Origin of the sequence: Undibacterium sp. GrIS 1.2 (assembly GCF_040544435.1) — a bacterium.
Lineage (GTDB): Bacteria > Pseudomonadota > Gammaproteobacteria > Burkholderiales > Burkholderiaceae_D > Undibacterium.
On record NZ_JBEONP010000014.1, the window covers coordinates 57,176 to 75,623 of the forward strand.

At 46.8% G+C, this 18,448-nt stretch carries 14 protein-coding genes; 4 read left to right on the forward strand and 10 right to left on the reverse strand.

The window, feature by feature from the left end; genetic code table 11:
* Positions 1-5 precede the first annotated feature (5 nt).
* The 7 genes from AAKU61_RS08215 to urtA all read right to left on the reverse strand — a co-directional run bounded on the left by AAKU61_RS08215 (position 6) and on the right by urtA (position 7,246).
* Positions 6-308: an urease subunit gamma gene (locus tag AAKU61_RS08215; RefSeq protein ID WP_322121483.1), complete on the reverse strand. Its 303-nt coding sequence runs from the start codon at positions 306-308 to the stop codon at positions 6-8.
* A gap of 66 nt (positions 309-374) precedes the next feature.
* The gene (locus tag AAKU61_RS08220) at positions 375-1,268 is read right to left on the reverse strand and encodes an urease accessory protein UreD (protein ID WP_354331237.1); all 894 of its coding nucleotides are present in this window, start codon (positions 1,266-1,268) and stop codon (positions 375-377) included.
* A gap of 7 nt (positions 1,269-1,275) precedes the next feature.
* Positions 1,276-1,974: an urea ABC transporter ATP-binding subunit UrtE gene (gene urtE / locus AAKU61_RS08225; RefSeq protein WP_354331239.1), complete on the reverse strand. Its 699-nt coding sequence runs from the start codon at positions 1,972-1,974 to the stop codon at positions 1,276-1,278.
* 65 nt (positions 1,975-2,039) lie between these two features.
* Positions 2,040-2,891: an urea ABC transporter ATP-binding protein UrtD gene (gene urtD / locus AAKU61_RS08230; RefSeq protein WP_354331241.1), complete on the reverse strand. Its 852-nt coding sequence runs from the start codon at positions 2,889-2,891 to the stop codon at positions 2,040-2,042.
* A complete protein-coding gene (gene urtC, locus AAKU61_RS08235) occupies positions 2,888-4,036 on the reverse strand; it encodes an urea ABC transporter permease subunit UrtC (protein WP_354331243.1) in 1,149 nt (382 codons plus the stop codon). Before urtC ends, urtD begins: the two co-directional genes overlap by 4 nt.
* A complete protein-coding gene (urtB, locus tag AAKU61_RS08240) occupies positions 4,033-5,634 on the reverse strand; it encodes an urea ABC transporter permease subunit UrtB (RefSeq protein WP_354331245.1) in 1,602 nt (533 codons plus the stop codon). Before urtB ends, urtC begins: the two co-directional genes overlap by 4 nt.
* A 358-nt stretch (positions 5,635-5,992) precedes the next feature.
* On the reverse strand, positions 5,993-7,246 hold the full coding sequence (gene urtA, locus AAKU61_RS08245; protein WP_322121489.1) for an urea ABC transporter substrate-binding protein: 1,254 nt from the start codon (positions 7,244-7,246) through the stop codon (positions 5,993-5,995).
* A 562-nt stretch (positions 7,247-7,808) separates the two neighbouring features.
* Between urtA and AAKU61_RS08250 the strand changes: the two genes are divergently transcribed.
* The 3 genes from AAKU61_RS08250 to maiA all read left to right on the forward strand — a co-directional run bounded on the left by AAKU61_RS08250 (position 7,809) and on the right by maiA (position 11,943).
* On the forward strand, positions 7,809-10,421 hold the full coding sequence (locus AAKU61_RS08250) for a DUF349 domain-containing protein (RefSeq protein ID WP_354331246.1): 2,613 nt from the start codon (positions 7,809-7,811) through the stop codon (positions 10,419-10,421).
* Between the two features lie 47 nt (positions 10,422-10,468).
* The gene (locus AAKU61_RS08255) at positions 10,469-11,170 is read left to right on the forward strand and encodes a fumarylacetoacetate hydrolase family protein (protein WP_354331247.1); all 702 of its coding nucleotides are present in this window, start codon (positions 10,469-10,471) and stop codon (positions 11,168-11,170) included.
* Positions 11,171-11,259: 89 nt separating this feature from the next.
* Positions 11,260-11,943: a maleylacetoacetate isomerase gene (gene maiA / locus AAKU61_RS08260; RefSeq protein WP_354331249.1), complete on the forward strand. Its 684-nt coding sequence runs from the start codon at positions 11,260-11,262 to the stop codon at positions 11,941-11,943.
* A gap of 126 nt (positions 11,944-12,069) precedes the next feature.
* Here maiA and AAKU61_RS08265 read toward each other — a convergent pair whose 3' ends face one another.
* Positions 12,070-12,738: a hypothetical protein gene (locus AAKU61_RS08265; protein WP_354331251.1), complete on the reverse strand. Its 669-nt coding sequence runs from the start codon at positions 12,736-12,738 to the stop codon at positions 12,070-12,072.
* 459 nt (positions 12,739-13,197) lie between these two features.
* On the opposite strand from AAKU61_RS08265, the gene AAKU61_RS08270 reads away from it, so the two are divergent.
* The gene (locus AAKU61_RS08270) at positions 13,198-13,818 is read left to right on the forward strand and encodes a hypothetical protein (RefSeq protein ID WP_354331252.1); all 621 of its coding nucleotides are present in this window, start codon (positions 13,198-13,200) and stop codon (positions 13,816-13,818) included.
* A 25-nt stretch (positions 13,819-13,843) separates the two neighbouring features.
* Here AAKU61_RS08270 and AAKU61_RS08275 read toward each other — a convergent pair whose 3' ends face one another.
* On the reverse strand, positions 13,844-16,528 hold the full coding sequence (locus tag AAKU61_RS08275; protein ID WP_354331254.1) for a DEAD/DEAH box helicase: 2,685 nt from the start codon (positions 16,526-16,528) through the stop codon (positions 13,844-13,846).
* The gene (locus AAKU61_RS08280; RefSeq protein ID WP_354331256.1) at positions 16,525-18,444 is read right to left on the reverse strand and encodes a site-specific DNA-methyltransferase; all 1,920 of its coding nucleotides are present in this window, start codon (positions 18,442-18,444) and stop codon (positions 16,525-16,527) included. The genes AAKU61_RS08275 and AAKU61_RS08280 overlap by 4 nt, the downstream gene beginning before the upstream one ends.
* Positions 18,445-18,448: the final 4 nt, after the last annotated feature.

Genomic DNA, 18,448 nt, shown 5'->3' on the forward strand with positions numbered 1-18,448 from the left:
GGGTCCTATGGAATGGGGTGATGCACGGTGACCAGTTTGGTACCGTCAGGGAAGGTCGCTTCTACCTGAATATCGGGGATCATTTCGGGGATGCCATCCATGACGTCGGCACGGGTCAGGATTTGGGTGCCATAAGACATCAGTTGCGCCACAGTTTTGCCATCGCGCGCACCTTCCATGATGGCGGCAGTGATCAGGGCAACAGCCTCTGGATAATTAAGTTTGAGGCCGCGTGCCTGACGGCGTTCTGCTAACAAGGCAGCGGTAAAGATGAGCAACTTATCTTTTTCGCGGGGAGTGAGATCCATGTATTTTCCTTTCGGGTGTTGCTTGAGTAGTTCGTCTTAATTTTAGGGCGAATTTTTACTGGTTTCTCATGTGTTCCAGATGCGCGGTATGACGGCGTTTTCTTGCATGAGAGTAGGGCGTAAATGTTGCCAGACCATGGTCATCCATTGTTTGGCTGTTTCACTCGAATTGCCAAGGTAGCGTGCCACCAATAAGGATTTTAATTGCGATACGCCGCATTGTGCACCTGCCTCGGCTTGCTGCAACCAATTGTGGGTTTGATCCCGCAGCGCTTGCAAGCCTGCCGCATTGAGCGGTGCCGGGCTGGCAATCACCGTGGCGCAAACGGTATTGCCTGCCAAGCCCATGCGGCTGGACATCGCTGCGCTACCGCCTCGTATGCTGCCTTGCTCATGCCAGATCAGTTTGCCTGCGCGTTCTATTCGGGTATGTTGTTTTATTTTTCCGCTACGATAGCTCTCGCCTGATGCGGTGCGCCCAAAGCACAGGATGTCGCTACCGATGTAGCAGGCGTCTTGTGCCAGTTGAATTGTCTGATGTAAGTCGACTTGCGCATCATCAAAAAATATCGTCTCTTGCGGCAACCATTCCAGCTTGGCACCGGCTTCTGCCAGCAGATGAATATGCTGCTGCGATGTATACCCGTTGCTGCGATACCATTTGGCCGCGCCCGGGGTGGTGATGAGAGCGTGGCTTGCTACTCCAAGTGCCGCTTTAATGCTGAGCTGATCGCCACCGACTACCCCACCGGGTGGATGGATGATGATGGCGTGGCAAATTTTTTGGCCTTCTGGGTACAGGGGTTTTTGTACTCGCAGCGGGCCGGTATGATTACGTTCGGTCAGTCGGGTAACGCCCTGATCATCGCTAAAGCCAAGTTGCAGTTTGGCTTGCCAGTGCTGCTTTTTAGCTGCGGCATGATCGTGAATAATGGAGGGGGATAAATCAGTAAGTATCATGCCTTTACTATACCGCCAAGTGCCGCTTTACGTCATCCCCATCCATTAAATTTTGATCACCAGAGGCGACTACCTCGCCACGATTTAAAATCACAAAATGATCGGCCAGTTCGCGGGCAAAATCAAAATATTGCTCACACAATAAAATCCCCATATCACCGCGCTCACGCAGCAGGCGGATCACGCGGCCGATGTCTTTGATGATGGAGGGTTGAATGCCTTCGGTCGGTTCGTCCAGAATGATCAGTTTGGGCTCTGCCAGCAAGGCCCGCGCTATCGCCAACTGTTGTTGTTGACCGCCTGATAAATCACCGCCGCGACGTTGCAGCATTTCTTTTAATACGGGAAAAAGTTCATAAACTTCGCCTTTGATGGTCGATGCTTTTTTGCTCGACAGCGTTGCCATGCCCATTAGCAAATTTTCTTCAACTGTGAGTCTGGCAAAAATTTCACGACCTTGCGGTACGTAGGCAATACCTAGTTTTGCTCTTTCATGCGGCGACAATTTACTGATATTTTTACCGTCCAGCTCTATGCTGCCTTGGGATAATGGGAGCACACCCATCAGACATTTTAATAGCGTCGTTTTACCAACCCCATTACGTCCGAGTAGCGACAAACACTCCCCTTTTTTAACGCTAAGAGAAATACCCCGCAAAGTATGGGATGAGCCATAGTGTTGATGTACTTGTTCGACTTGTAGCATGTCTGATTCCGGTATTAATACATTTTCGTCAGTGTTAGACGGGACATTTTGGCTATAGCTAGAACTTAACGCCCCAAATACACTTCAATTACTTTTTCGTCTGCCTGCACTTGCTGCATCGTGCCTTGGGCTAGCACGGAACCTTCATGCAGCACGGTGACTTTGCCTTGTTGCGCGATCTCGGTGACAAACCCCATATCGTGTTCTACCACCATAATTGAGTGCTTACCGCGCAGCTCGTTGAGTAGCTCAGCCGTACGCGCAGTTTCTGCATCGGACATCCCGGCGACGGGTTCATCCAGCAAGATTAATTGCGGTTCCTGAATCAATAGCATGCCGATTTCCAGCCATTGTTTTTGACCATGAGACAGCAAACCTGCCAATCTATTTTCTTGTCCATTCAGGCGTATTAGTTGCAAGATATTGTCTATCTTGCCGCGTTGTTCGCTATTCAATTTGGCGAATAATGTGGTCTTGACGCGCTTATCCATCTTCATCGCCAGTTCCAGATTGTCGAAGACAGTGTGCTGCTCAAAAACGGTAGGACGCTGGAATTTACGACCAATACCCGCATGCGCGATTTCTACTTCCGTCATTTTGGTCAGATCCATGCTCTGACCAAAAAAAACTTTACCTGATGTTGGTTTGGTTTTTCCGGTGATGATATCCATCATCGTAGTTTTGCCCGCGCCATTGGGACCGATAATGCAACGCAATTCACCGACCGAAATATCCAGATTTAAATTGTTGATCGCTTTAAATCCATCAAACGATACGGTGATGTCTTCCAAGTACAAGATTGCGCCGTGGCTGGTATCAACCTGATTGGATTTGACTCGTTCAAAAGAGGCTGTTGCGTCACCAGTTGCGCTATCGTAGGTTTGGCCAGGCTGCAGTACGGTGCTGTGCTCGCTCATACTGCCTCCTTATTTTTTTGGGACTTGTTTTTAAACTTGCTTTTAAACTTATCACTGATTTGTTTAGCAACACCCAAAATACCTTGTTGCATAAACAGCGTGACTAAAATAAAAATCAGACCCAGCGCGTACAACCACAAGTCTGGGAAAGCACCAGTGAACCAGCTTTTTAATCCGTTCACCGTGAAGGCACCAATGATCGGTCCTAGTAATGTTCCTCGTCCGCCGACTGCCGCCCAGATCACCATTTCTATCGAATTACCAGGCGACATTTCAGATGGATTGATGATGCCGACTTGCGGCACGTACAAGGCACCAGCAATTCCGCACAACACCGCAGATAAAGTCCAGACAAACAGCTTGAACCAAAGCGGGTTGTAACCGATAAACATTAGACGTGATTCCGAATCACGCACTGCTTGCAGCACCCGCCCCAGTTTGGATGTAACGATCCAGCGGCATAACATCAGAGCGCCAAATAGGGCGGCTAAGGTGATCAGATATAAAGCGGCTTTGGTGCCGGGCGCAGTAATGTTAAAACCCAGTATCCGTTTGAAATCGGTGAAGCCGTTATTGCCACCAAAGCCAGTGTTATTGCGGAAAAATAGCAACATAAAAGCAAAGGTCATCGCTTGGGTAATGATAGAGAAATACACACCCTTAATTCGTGAGCGGAAGGCAAAAAAACCAAATACAAACGCCAGTACACCGGGTACCAATACGACCAGCGCCATGCAATACCAGAAGTTATCGGTCATTGACCAATACCATGGATAGGTTTTCCAATCGAGGAACACCATAAAGTCCGGTAAGTCACTTTGATACACGCCATCGCGGCCAATTGCCCGCATCAAATACATGCCATGCGCATAGCCACCTAGCGCAAAAAATACACCATGACCCAGCGATAAAATACCGGTGTAACCCCAGACCAGATCAAGTGCCAGCGCCGCCATCGCGTAGCACATAAACTTACCGATCAGGGCAATCGTATAGCTGGAAATGTGTAAGGTATGACCCGCTGGAAAACTTAAATTAAGTATGGGCAACAGGGCGGCAATAAGGACACAAACGATGATGCCGGTCCAGGCCGGACGTGAGAAGAAGGAAGGATTGTTATAGCTTTGTGTTGGGGCGCTGATCATTCGACACTCCTGCCTTTCAGTGCGAATAAACCTTGTGGTCTACGTTGGATGAAGACAATGATGAATACCAGGATGACGATTTTTGCCATCACCGCACCGGCAACGGGTTCTAAAAATTTATTCACTTCGCCCAAGCCGATGGCGGCAATGACGGTGCCCGCCAATTGACCGACGCCGCCCAGTACGACCACCATAAACGAATCAACGATATAGCTTTGACCCAGATCAGGGCCGACATTGCCTAACTGCGACAAGGCGACACCACCCAAGCCGGCAATACCCGAGCCCAAGCCAAAAGTCAGCATATCAATTTTGCCGGTAGCGACGCCAACGCAATCCGCCATACGACGATTTTGTGTCACGGCCCGAACGAACAAACCCATTCTGGTTTTGTTCAAAATTAGCCAGACGACAAACACGACGATGAAGGCGAAAAAAATGATGAAGATGCGGTTGTACGACAATACCAGCGATCCCAACACCGTAATGCCACCAGACATCCAGGATGGATTAGAAACCTCCACATTTTGCGCGCCGAAAATAGTGCGTACCGTTTGCATCAGCATCAGGCTAATACCCCAGGTACAGAGTAAGGTTTCTAGCGGTCGGCCGTATAGCCAACGAATGACAGTACGTTCTAAAAAAATCCCCACCGCACCAGCAACAATAAAAGCGGCAGGTAGCGCGACGATCAAATAGGCGTCCAGCGCACCAGGGATGAATTTGCGGAATAGCATTTGCACGACATAGGTAGTGTAAGCACCGATCATCAATAACTCGCCATGCGCCATATTGATGATGCCCATCAAACCAAAGGTAATCGCAAGGCCCAGCGCGGTGAGTAGTAAGACGCTACCTAGGGACACACCATAGAATAAATTACCAATGAACTCGGTACGTGCCAGCCGGGAATCAATGGCTTTTAAGGTCGCGCTGACCTCTGTCCGGATGCTGGCATCTGCTTCAATAAAACTACCGTTGGGATTTTTATCCAGCATTTTTTGCAGCAAAGGTTTGAGCTTGGCATTACTGCTGCCGACTAAGGAAGTGACAGCGGCTTTACGTTGCGCTGCACCGGGTGATTGCAGGTTAGCGGTGGCAATCACCAGTTGTAAAAGCGATTTCACCTCGGGATCGGATTCTTTTGCATAGGCTTTGCTGATGAGCGGTAGCTGTTCCAAGCTGGCATCGGTTTGCAAGCTAGTGGCTGCTGCCAGGCGTACAGATTTGTCTGCAGAAAATAACTTCAGGCCGGAGAGGGCATTGTCGATAGCACCACGCAGACGATTATTGATACTGATCGCATCGCTACCGTCGGGTAATTTACTGGATTTTCCGGTGGCGGGATTGTAGGCATTGTCGCCATCGACGATCAAAACTGCGCCGTCTGTTGTGGTGTATAGCGATTCGCTTTTGAGTGCATTTAAAACTTTGCTGCTATCGTCATTTGCCAGTGCTGCTATCTCGGTGACTGCGGCGATACGGGTATCGGGATCATCGCTGTTTAAGCCTTGTAAAAGTTTGGCATCAATCGCAGCTTGCGCGGCGCAACTCATGCAAAACAGGACAGTCAAAATACTGAATTGGAATATTTTCATAGGATATTTTGAGGTCGATTTTGAGTACTGCCAGACTTACCTTACAGAGATGAAGGTACAAAAGTACAAAAAGGATGTCCATTATTTCTGCGGCTTCCAGGCCAATTATGGTCTGGAGACCGCCAAATCATTGGACGTTGAAAATTAGAAATTTCTAAAAACCAGTTAATTAAGAGCCCACAAAATAATTAAATACGACTTAATACGACCTAATACGATGCGCGTCATTCCTGCGTGCTTTTAGTAGGAATCCAGAGACGTATGTGGATGACAACACGTCTCTGGACTTCTGCCTAGCTAGCAGGAGCGACGGACAAGCAGATAGTTTTTTTGAAGCCCCGCTATCACTATCGCGCTATTACATTTTTTGCTTTGCCTCATTACCAGGGATGTACGGACTCCAAGGTTGTGCGCGAATAGTTTCTTTCGTTTTATAAACGACATTGAACTGGCCATCCGCTTTGATCTCACCGATCATTACTGGCTTATGTAAATGATGATTGGTTGCATCCATGCTTAAGACAAAGCCAGACGGTGCTTTAAAGGTTTGTCCGCCCATTGCTGCAATTACTTTGTCGGTATCAGTAGATTTGGCTTTTTCTACTGCTTGCTTCCACATATAGATACCGACATACGTCGCTTCCATCGGATCGTTAGTCACAGCGGTAGCTGCATTCGGTAATTTTTTGGCGACCGCGTAGTCTTTCCATTTTTTAATGAACTCGGTGTTGACCGGATTTTTTACCGACTCAAAATAATTCCAAGCTGCCAGATGGCCGACTAAGGGCTTGGTATCAACACCGCGTAGTTCTTCCTCGCCGACTGAGAAGGCGACGACAGGGACGTCGGTCGCTTTCAGACCTGCATTACCCAATTCTTTATAAAACGGTACGTTGGAGTCGCCATTGATCGTGGAGATGACGGCAGTTTTGCCACCAGCGGAGAATTTCTTGATATTGGCAACAATCGTCTGATAATCAGAATGACCAAACGGGGTGTAGGCCTCGTCAATATCAGTATCCTTCACGCCCTTGCTGTGCAAAAAGGACCGTAAGATTTTGTTGGTAGTGCGTGGATAAACATAGTCAGTGCCGAGCAGAACAAAGCGCTTGGCTCCGCCGCCTTCTTTTGACATCAGATATTCCACCGCTGGTATCGCTTGTTGATTTGGGGCGGCACCAGTGTAAAACACGTTTTTCTCTAGCTCTTCACCCTCGTACTGCACAGGGTAGAACAGCAGGCTATTAAGTTCTTTAAATACCGGCAAGACAGATTTACGGGATACCGATGTCCAGCAACCAAACACGACCGACACCTTATCTTGTGAAATCAGTTGCCGCGCTTTCTCTGCAAACAAGGGCCAATTGGAGGCGGGATCGACGATCACCGGCTCCAGCTTTTTACCCATTACGCCACCTTTGGCATTGATCTCATCAATCGTCATTAATGCCACGTCTTTGAGGGAAGTCTCGGAAATTGCCATCGTGCCCGACAGCGAATGTAAAATTCCGACTTTAATCGTATCTGCTGCCAATGCCTGTGCCATCCAGGTTGATGCAGTCAAAGCCATAGCGCCGAGTGCGGTCGCTTTTAGTACGGTACGACGTGACATAATTTCTCCTTGGTGTTGAAGTAATAGACGTGTAGTAATGAGCGTAGTTGAGAGCCTGATGACTAATTTATTTGGGTATGTATAAGTGTGTGAGTAATTCCTATTTGGTTGAGAGACAATCGCAGCAAACCATCATCGTACTGAGCCACGACATTGCAAATACTTGCTGCGATAATTACTTTGCCATTTTCACGTAGCAATATCACTGTGACGGACTTCCTAAAAGTAGGAATTATTTGTACGCAATAAAAATAAATAGCAGTTTATGTGCCAGCTTGTGCGCTACGTTCACTACTAGCTACTCAACCCCATATAGACCAAAAGCCTAGATTTGTTTGCTACAAATATGTGCAGAGAAATGGTTTAAATCCCTTCTTTCGTGCGTAGTGAGAATATCTACAACAACTGACAGATGTTGGTGCAAGCTTAATTGCTGAAAATACTGAATTGACAGGGTGAGTGCTTCATCTAGCCGAACCCCATGCCCCCAAGTCGAATCCAGCCGAATTCGGCCGAATCTTGCTATCATGCAGTTTTTGCCCACCTACCAATCCAAACACTCATGTTCGATTTCCTTTTTAAGCGCAAACCTAAAGCAACATCTTCCTCTGCCAATAGCAATTTAGCCGCCGCTAACGCTGCCAGCCTGGCGAGCGTTGCCAAAGCAGATCAACAGCAACAAATTGCCCAGGCGCGTGCCGCTGCCTTGGCTAAGTTAGAGAGTCTGGCAAGCAATCCCGGTGCAGAAGACGCAATCGTTAGCTTGTTATTATCTTGTGATTTTGCTGACGGTCGTTTTAAAGCGGCTAATCATGTACACAGCGCAGCCGCGCTGCAAAAAGTACTGAGCGCAATGCGCAACACAGATAAGCGTGTTGCCAAACTGATGCAGGCACGTTTGGATGTGCTGGCGCAAGCAGATCAACAGCAACAACTGGCTTTGCGCTGTATCAATCAAGCGCAGCAGTTGGGTTTACAAGCTAGCTTAAATCCGCAGCAAATTGCTGATCTGGATAAGTTGGTGGCAGGCCTCAAACATTTTCCCGATGCTTTAAAAGCAGAATTTGATGCCCACTACACGATATTGCAAACACGCTTGCAGGCACAGACGGCGCTGCAAAGACAGGTGCTGGATCTGGTACAGCATTTGACCATATCCCAAGGGATTGCTGACGACGCCCATGGCGCTCAGTTGGATATATGGCAGCAAGCCTTTGATTTATGCTTGCAACAGGCAGAAGCTGTGGCTTTACCTAAAAATTTGCTGGCAGATTTCACGCATAAAATGCAGGCCGCACGTGAACAATGGGCGCAACTACAAAAGCAAAAAATAGCCGATGCTAAAACCTACATATCAGCACCAGTGTCAGCACCTGTAGCTACGACGATTGAATCAAGCACAGAATTTGTCGCTGCTGAAACTTCAGACAGCGTAGATGTAGCGCCTGCTAATGCAATGCATACTGATCCAACATCGACGGAAAAGCCTGCGCAAATTACGACGCCTTCATCAAAGGCTAAACCAGTCAAGCTGGTACAGGTCAGCACAGAGCAAATTTTGGCGGCGATCCAAGATATGGAGGCAGCCTTGGAGCAGGGTAGTGCGTTGCTGGCGCAAAAACTGGAGCGTGAGGTATTGCGTGGTGTTGATCTCAAACACACTGGCTTAAATGCAGAGCAAAAAGAACGTTTATTCAAAGTCCAGAGCGAGCTTGGGCGATTACTGTCATGGGCCAAATGGGGTGGCAGTATCTCCCGCGATGAACTGATCAAAGCGGCAGAAGAATTGCCATCAAAAGAATTGGAACCTGATAATCTGGCAAAAAAAGTAAGCGGCTTGCGTGAGCGCTGGAAGTCTTTAGAAGCTAGCACTGGCGGTGCGGCTAGAGAAATCTGGGATCGCTTTGATACCGCCTGCAATCTGGCCTATGCACCGGCTGCTGCTTATTTTCAGCAATTAGCAGAAGAGCGCAAAGTTAATTTGGAAAAGGCTGAACTACAACTAAGCGAGTGGCGCATTACTGCTGATGCCTTATTGCAGACAATACAGACAGCACCAGATTGGAAAGTCATCTCACAAACTGCGATGCAGATGAAGCAAACCTGGCAAACATTATCTGCGGTTGATCGTAAAAATAAAGCCCGGGTTGATGGACAATTTTATGCAATTTATCAGTCCTTATCACAGCCCTTAGAGCAGCAAAGAAAAGCAGAGGTCGCGTCGCGTGAGCAATTAATTGCGCAAGTCGCCGCCCTCGATCCGCAGCAGCGTGACTCGGTTGATCAGTTGCGTGCCTTACAAGCGCGCTGGCAAGAGCAGGCGCAAGCTCTGCCTTTGCGTCGTAAAGATGAGCAAGCATTGTGGGAGAAATTCCGCGCAGCCTGCGACGGCTTGTTTGCGCAACGCAAAGCGGTGTCTGATAGCGCAGATGCGGAACGCAAGGCTAACCTGCAAGCCAAACAAACTTTGTGTACGAGCTTAGAGCGAGCGCCGTCGGCAGACGCTTTGTCCGAATCAGCAATCAAACAATTATTGCAAGAGGCGGCAAATACCTGGCGCTCAATCGGGTATGTGCCGCGTGGTGAAGAGAATGAAATTGATCGCCGTTATGAGAACGCCGTCGCGCAATTAAAACGACTTTTACAACAAGCACATGATGAAAAAAGTCAGGCTGGTAAAAAGCTGCTACAAGCGAAGCTTCGTTTGTGTCAGCAGCTAGAGGCAGCTTTTGTAGAGGATACGAGTAAGGCACAAACGCTGATGTCACAACTCTCGGCGGAATGGCAGCAATTATCATCTCAGGCAACACTGACAGCAAAGCCATCAACTAAGTTACCAGGTAAATTAGATTCAGAATTAGATAAGCGGTTTGCGGCGATTAGTCAGGCAGTACAAAATAGTGACGCCTCCTATGCTAATCTGCTGCAAAAAAATGCGGACTCGGCAGCACAAAGTATTTTGCAATTAGAGATTTTAAATAGTATTGATAGCCCACCAGAACTGGCGAGAACACGCCTGCAAATTCAAGTAGATGTATTGCAAGCAGCCCTCAGATCTGGCAATAACGCAGATGCTGCCAAAGAGCAGTTGCACCGTTTGTGTAGTTTGCCGGTACTGTTAGACCAAACCCAACGGCAGCGCCTGGATAAGCTGTTGATGCTTAACCTTACTTAAGATTACCTAATTTAAGATTGCCTGATTAATTATTAGTGAGAAAAATCATGTCTTATTTATTTCCGCCTAAAGTTGTGAGCGTGCCTGTCGCTAATTCTGAGCTGCTTTTTCCTGTTCATAGAATTTACTGTGTTGGCCGTAACTATGTTGAGCATGCAAAAGAAATGGGCTGGACAGGCCGCGAAGCACCATTCTTTTTTATGAAGCCAGCCGATGCCGTGCTGCCAGTTGCCTATGGACAAACCGGCGAGATGCCTTATCCCGGCATGACCAATAATTTGCATTACGAGGTTGAGCTGGTGGTCGCTATTGGTAAAGGCGGTAAAAATATTTCAGTCGAAGCCGCTGCCGGACACGTCTGGGGTTACGCCGTTGGTTTGGATATGACCAGACGCGATTTGCAAGCGGAATCCAAAGACCAAGGGCGCCCTTGGGATACCGCAAAAGGATTTGATTTTTCTGCGCCCATCTCACCGTTGCATCCCATTGCTGACACCGGTTGGATTGAGCAGGGCAATATCCATCTGGATGTAAATGGCGTACAAAAGCAAGACAGCGATATCAAAAAGCTCATCTGGAATGTAGCGGAAGTGATTTCGACGCTGTCTACATTTTATGAGTTGCAAGAGGGTGACTTGATCTACTCTGGCACACCGGAAGGCGTCGGCCCCGTTAAGATCGGCGATTTGATGGAAGCAAGTATTGAGGGTCTGGGCGACCTAAAAGTACGCATGGCTAAAGCCGATTAGGGTGACTACGCTGCCTAAGCGAACATCGATCTCAATATCAACCTTCATATCAACCTTAATATCAAACTGATTATTCAACTCGATATCTCATGAAACTATATGGCTACTTTCGCAGTTCTGCATCTTATCGGGTGCGGATTGCATTGAATCTCAAGGGACTCGATTACCAATCGATACCTGTGCATTTGGTAAAAAATGGTGGTGAGCAATTTTCTGAACAATTTCGTTCGCTGAATCCTGATGCCTTAGTACCCGCTTTTTTGCCAGATCAATCGACTGACGACAGTGCGGACACTGCATCCTCAATGACAAACTCGCTCACACAGTCATTGGCGATCATAGAATATCTGGAAGAGGTTTATCCCGCGATTCCGCTGTTACCAAAAGAGGCTATAGCCCGTGCCCATATACGTGCATTCGCGCTGGCAATCGCATGTGAAATCCACCCCGTAAATAATTTGCGGGTACTCAAATATTTGAGTGCAAACTTAGGCGTGAGCGATGAGCAAAAGACGGCTTGGTACAAACATTGGTGTGAGCCTGGATTGATGGTCTTAGAAAAAAAATTAGCAAGCGATTCGCGTACTGGTTTGTTCTGTTTTGGTGATACGCCGACGCTGGCAGATTGTTGTCTGATACCGCAGATTTTTAATGCACAGCGTTTCAATTGCGATCTAAGCCAGATGCCCACTTTGACAAGAATTAATCAGCATTGTCTTACTATCCCCGCCTTTATCAATGCGTCACCTGTGATGCAGCCAGACGCTGAATAACGTCATTGGGTAGCGTCACTGACTAACGCGATTGTTAGGCCTTGCACCTTATCGTTGCTTAAACAAAAAAAGGAATGCTGATTTGCTCAGCATTCCTTTTTTATTTCAGTAATTATTTATTACAGTCTAATTTGGCAGATCTTGCTTAGGAAACTCTGCCCCCAAGGTGTCGGTCAGAACCGAAATCAAAATAGAGCGCGTCAGTTTTGATTTGGTGGTGTAGCCATCAATGGCTAATTCATGATTAACTACTTTTTCTGGCGCATAGCCTGGTTGGCCGGTTCGAAGCACAATGCGCAGATTATCTCTGCCAAGCTCATTGCGGATAACGCTGACCAGCTTTAGTCCCGCATCCACCGTCTCCATTACGACATCAAGCAACACTAGTGCGATATCACCGTGATCAACAATCACTTGTCTGGCTTCTCTTGCAGAATACGCGTGTAAAAATTCTAACGGTCTGCCATGTATTTGCACTCCGCTGAGCGCGAGCAAAGTTGTGTCATGCACGTTGCTGTCGTCATCAGCGATTAAAATTTTCCAGGGAATTGCTCCCAATTTGGGGTCGTCGACGTCGGTATCTTCATCAAGGAAGTCGATCAAGTCATCATCGTTTTTGCTCACAGAGCAGCTAGATATCAGGTCATCTAACAAATAATTACCGATACCTGTCTTTTTTACTTCATCTAATCCAATACCAGAGGCCAGCCACTGGTAAGGTATTGGCGTTTGCATGTGGGGTTGAACATGCATTTGAGCCAACAAGCCGGGCATCTTACTGTGTTGAGACTTCATCAGTTTTCTCCCTGTTGCTTGGGTTAAATTTTTTTCTTACTTCATCTTATGTGAAGCAATGACGATAATCAAGAGCAAGTACATTTTTTTTAAAAATGACAACTAAATTGCGCGTTTAGTCTCAAATTTTCAACATTGACTCGGTATTGGTTAAGCATCGATTCAACATCATCACTGGATCGGCGATACTTAGGCTAGTTATTACGCAGATGCAAAAAATATGATTTATCTCATTTAAAAGTTCGTCGTGATAACTCTGCTGCAGATCGATTTATCGTATACGAGCATATTTAGTCACCAGTAAGTAATGCAGTGCAATGCGGCAGTGCAGTGCGGCATTGCAGTGCGACTTGCTTCTACCTCTTCACCCGTTTAGACTCAGTTAAGTTTGCTACTAAACGGTGCTATACCTGTACTCTTAATACCTGACTATCAATCGCAATTGATAGCATTCGCTTTTTGCTGGTTAATATTTCTCTTCGCAGAATTTTTATGCCGCTCTCTCTTTTAACTGTTGCTAGCGCTCTCTCCGTCAGTATTAGTACGCTCATGGTGTTGGTGCTGATGTACTTGCAGCATATTGATATTTGCAGGCGTGCAACCCGTTTTTGGATGATTGCTTATGCCTGTGTCGGTGTCAGATATCTTTTCGGGCTGATCGCAGTATTCCAACCCGCTGTATTCCAACTTACTGCATTTCAGCCCGCTGTAGTTCAAACTTATATCAGTGCGGTCGGCGTTGATTTTTTCTTTATCGGGTTTGCTAGTTTCTTCTGGATGGGTACCCGCGTATTTATTGATTTGCCCATATTTAGTAAGCGGATTCTCGTTTTCTCTGGGGCCGTTTCGGTCTGGAGTATTGGAACCCAATTAGTTTTTCCTGAATTGATCTGGCCTGACTTCCTGACGCATTTGTACTGTGGCGGATTACTTTTTGCATCTGCGCTTAGTTTTTTGCGAATACATCAGACTAAGCCCAATTTGGGTCACCTTATCCTCTTCTTGCTGATCTTGATCAGAGGCATGCTATTCATTGGCTTTCCTGTTTTTGCGACGGAAGATATTTTCGGTATTATGTAGCAGCCGCACAAAGCTTTTTCCAAGCTCAACGTTGACGTGCTGGCCGACTTATTCTTAGCCAATCTCTCATTTTATTAAGATTATCAAAATCAACCTGATCGCCAAGTGATCCATCATCTTTTACCCATTTTATTTTCTTACCGTCTTTTGTAAGAAATAGTACCTTGCCGTAATAATTTGGTGTGTGTTTTAATTTTCTTGCTGCGTCCTTCGTATTTTCTTTGGTATCAACTAAACGGAGAAGCGGTTCATCTCCTGGAAAGTGGTCCAGACAAATAACAAAATCTGGGTAAAAATAGTTTTTGTGCTCACCTCGAACGAGAGCTACCGACCACGGCTTTCGATCAGAGTTGCGGTGCCACCAACGGACAAATTCCGCACGATCCAAGGCGCGTGCGAAATCCCGTTCTTCCCCATTTAATTTCCCTGAAAAATCGAATCGCGACAGAAGAACGGATTCACCAGAATTTAATGAATAAGTTTCATCTTTGAGCCATGCACGATCTTCCGCAACCAGAACCATAGGAACACGTTCAATATCGTCCTCTGATGGTGGTAATACACCGTATATATTCCGGAACGATGCCTCAAGCGCGATTTCTGCAGGGAATAGCATCGCTTCAGGCAGATGCCCTGCATCCATTGTATGCGCTCGTGTGGCTATTTCTTCGTGCAATAGAGCTTCCAAGTCGCCGATAAGTTTTCGAATAACCATATGCGCTGCGTCGCGCGCCCACTTGATTATTTTTTGTTCATCGGGGCGATTTTCATCAAACTCCTCCAAATGTTCGAACTGACTGGCAATGTCGGGGCGCATGCGCTGTGATAATGTGTGGATGATGATATTGGCATCTTCCTCTTCGACTTGTGGCAATGTTGAAAGAGCGATTCGCGCTTCCTTCGCCAGACTGACGCGATCAGTTATGACAAGAACGTCTTCTGACCTCAGCGTCTTTGTGATCAATTCTTTATGAATTTCTCGCTCTTTTTGTCTGTCTAATGCGGCGCGAACCGCAACATCCTTCATATCGTCGGGTATGTTAAGCCTCGAAGCGCACGACCTGGAGATCTCTGACATATCTGCCATCTCAGGACGCCACTCGCGTTTTAAACAAATGGGAACGCCTACTAAATCTACTCGTCGCGAAAAGGACTGAATGCCGCGCTCCGATAGATCATTCAACAATCCTTCACGTGTCGTTTGCGTTGGTGGGCGTTTTTGTACCGAGGTTGCTTTGATGTCTGGCAGAATTCTATCCAAATGAATGTCTTCATCAAACATGTCCGGCTGGGATTGTGCGTCAACGATAGCGACGGGCTTTTCTTTAGACAATGTATCTGTTCGCTCTCCATACTGAAGATTTGGACCGTAAGGAAGCATTGGTTGATTGGTAGTGCGATTGGTGTACGCAACGCCGCCATCTAACGTTCGTCTTGCAACAAGTTTTTCTGACTGTCCTTCCAATTGGCTTTTCACTTGGGCAGTCGCGGCTACAGCTTGCTCAAATCCAGCCTGTGCTTCCATATTCGCCAAATAAACGTAAGCGGTATCAAATTCATCCGGAATTAATATAGGTTTTGGGTAGCTTGAACGAATTTGTCGCGTCACACGCATAACACGTCCGACGAACTGCATTGCGAAGTCTGGATCGTTCACGTTTTTGGTTGATACAAGCACGAATGCGCGCGGTGCATCGAAACCTGTCCCTGCGGACTGCTTAAAAACCAATACCCGTTTTGTCGAGTCATTGGCAATTGATGCCATCAAAACTGGATTAGGCGCATCTGAAGAATGCATACCAATTTCCTGTTGTTGCACATGACAGTCTTGCATAAGAAATTTCACGGCTGCTTCGACCGTTCCCTCACCATTTCCCACTTGAACCAGAAGTAACGGAACAACGGGAACATTCTGTTTTATCAATTCTGTTTGAATATGCCGGTTGCGTCGCCATCCCTGACGAAGAACTGTTCTTTGCAAGTCGGTTATCGTTTGCATGCTGTCTCGCAAATCATAAATGACTGTCTCGATATACCGCTTATTCAGTCTGGCATCGACAACTTCGTCACGCGATACTGAAAATGTTTCGCAGTCTGCGTATCCAGCATTAGCTAAAAAATCGGAGATACGTTGATCTCGTGGTGTGGCTGTCGCCATGATGAGTCTGTCGGCTTGTAACCAATGGGCAAACTTACCAAATTCAGTTTGCGAATCAAGTCCTATGTGCGCTTCATCAACGACCAAGCCGATTTTAAGATTACGGGCGCGGGCAAGAGCGACTTGATCTGCCAAGCTGCGCATCTCATCATCTTCTCCGTCTCGATAACCCTTATTGCGAGAGGTTGCTTTAGCAACGGCCTGTGCTGTGGACAGTACCACCATCCCAGATTTTGGGTCTTGATTGCGCCCGCGTGAAAGCATAATAGGTGTCAACCCGGTCGTATTTGCCGCAATTGAATCTTCTGTTTGCTGTACGAGATTAGAGAATGGAACGAACCAAAACCAAATTGTCGGGCTGGCATGCGTCACACTTTCCAATATCATCGATATGACATAGGTCTTACCTGAACCGGTTGGAGCACGAAGTAGGCACGGTGGTGGCTGTGCACTCAACAGTCTAGCTGCGATACTGCTGATCAACTGGGATTGAAATTCCTCTGTATGGATTCGTGTACTTTGGGCGGCGATAAAATCGGTATCTGCGCTCATGCCGCACCACCATTTTGTCCGGTAACGATTGCATCACCGATTGCATAGCTTTGTCCCTGTTTTCCACTTAGCTCCAATTGTTCAGCAACCGTCTGTGGTCTTGTCGAATACACTGCTAACGTTGGTTGTGGAAGTTCAATTAATGCTTTGATAGCGGTTGGGGTGACTGCCGGAATATATACCACCGCGAATTCATCAGTTGAAGTAACTACATGACATGTGCCTGCGATCAATGGCGTCGCACCCAAAGTATTTCTGAAACTAAGTAATTGGAACGCCAAATCAGGAGATGCATCCATCGTTGCATCGGCATGTGGAAATTTTACAAGATCAACATAGCCGAAATCACCACCTGTGCCAGGTTGTTTGCCGTACCCATTGATGACACCCTTAAGGCGTGCAGCACATTGATCCAGACACACATTTTTGTGTGGCTCAGCCTTCGTTGATTCTTTACTTGAACACATGATGAAGCGCAGTCCAGGTATTGTCTCGGCAAGTTCCAATACGGCTTGTCCGGTCGTACCTGACCCAGCAAAAAAATCCAACACAATGTCTCCTGGCTTACATGCCTGTTGAAGCAATCCCTTTAGTAATGAAAGTGGTTTTGGAAATGGGAAATCTTTGTTGCCGGTAATTTGCTTTAATAGTGTTGTACCTTCAGAGGTTGCTCCAACGGTAAGGACTACGGCTTCTTCATCGTCCTCTGTTTCAACAGGTACACCATCGGCTGATGGATTCAACCAGGATGAAAGAGGGGTTACATCCCGCAGTAATTGCGTTCTAAAACGTTTATAGCGCGGCTTTCCAACACCAATTTTTCGGCCGACCCACGCCTCTATTGGTTCTATATAGCTCACCAAGCGGGCTACTTTTTCATCCTTCTTTGCAAGCGTTTTTAGCTTAGGCAAGTCGAGATATATTTTCAACTGTTTTGGGGCAGTGCCAGCCGTCAAGGCGGCGTTGATTTCTGCTACTGACGTATACGTTATGGTTTGATCCTTAGTTGGCCAAAGAATACGCTTTTCGGCAATAATTATTTCAATTGGATCAGCCTGTAATTTTTTCTTGAGCGGGCGTGTCGTTGATGAAAAACGCCAAACGCTATCTGGATCACAAAGATAGTGAACGTCAGTTTCTGGGTTGCGAATTGTGTAGTATGCTTCAGGACGTTGCTTAGCAGTATGAGCTTTATTCAAGTCACCGCTTGACCACTCTCCTCGTTCATCATCATCAGAATTATCGTAGGCACTTTCTTCTCTACCGTCGCCAGCAAATACGAATGCATCACCGCTATAAACCAAAACATGTTCATGGTTGGATGAAAGCAAGGTTCCTTTCGTATCATTCCCACCGGATCTGCATTTCCAGACAAAACTGCCGGCTCGCATACCGGGGAATATCTTATCCATTAACAACTCAAGTCGAGAACGATTAACGTCGTCGATGCTTACCATGATTACGCCGTCTGAACTTAATAAATCTCGCGCCAATGTCAGTCTCTGAAAAAGAAACTCCAACCATTGTGAATGCCGCCAGCGATCAGTTTTTCCGACGTACTGATCGTTATATACCCAATCCTTATTTCCAGTGTTATATGGTGGATCGATATAGATCACCCTAATTTTGTTGGCGTGAGTTGCTTTCAACAATCGAAGCGCATCGAAGTTATCTCCTTCAATGATTAAATTTTGATAGGGTTCTGTAGACTGACTTTCCACGCTACGGCAGGAAAGCTCTTCACGTAGACGTGGTAGAACGATATCGGCATTCAATACCCTATCTCTGGAGATCTTGTTGTGTTCCCAAGTCAATCCAAGCGACTGTGTAGTCATGCGTTCTGTAAGCTCTCGGCGCAACTCATGCTCATTTAACGTGGATAAATATTTTTCGATACTCTCGATATTCTGTTTCATCTTA